Source organism: Proteus sp. fly-1067, assembly GCF_040139345.1.
In the GTDB taxonomy this organism is placed as follows: Bacteria; Pseudomonadota; Gammaproteobacteria; order Enterobacterales; family Enterobacteriaceae; genus Proteus; species Proteus vulgaris_B.
Genome location: NZ_JBEEUL010000235.1, coordinates 1 through 543, shown reverse-complemented (window position 1 = coordinate 543; position 543 = coordinate 1). Strand labels below are relative to the sequence as shown.

Sequence of the window (543 nt, the reverse complement as noted above, 5' to 3'; positions counted from 1 at the left end):
CTGGGCTTGACGATCCCTGTTGGTAAAGATTCCATGTCAATGAAAACACGTTGGCAAGAAAATGGCGAAGAGCGTGAAATGACATCACCATTATCATTGGTGATCAGTGCATTTGGCCGTGTTGAAGATGTGCGTTTAACCGTGACACCTGAATTAAAAACGGATGTAGATTCTGCTTTAATGTTAGTTGATTTAGGGCAGGGTCATAATGCATTGGGTGGCTCAGCATTGGCACAGGTGTATCGCCAACTAGGCAATAAAGCCCCTGATGTTCGTGACCCTCGGTTGCTATCAGGTTTCTTTACTGTGATCCAAAACTTACTATCAGAACAAAAATTGTTAGCGTATCACGACCGCTCTGATGGTGGCCTATTTGTCACATTAGCTGAAATGGCATTTGCTGGTGATTGTGGTGTGAATGTTGATATCAGCGAATTTGATGAAGATATTTTAGCGGCTCTATTCAATGAAGAGTTAGGTGCGGTCATTCAAATTAAGCAACAAGATAGACAATATGTTGAAGCTTGTTTTGCTGACGTCGGG

Annotated in this window: 1 protein-coding gene; it reads left to right on the top strand. The window is 42.5% G+C overall.

Features of this window, described 5'->3' with window-relative positions:
* Positions 1-543 (top strand): AIR synthase-related protein (locus ABN217_RS20165; RefSeq protein WP_349459993.1); only part of this gene is annotated, 543 nt, incomplete at both ends.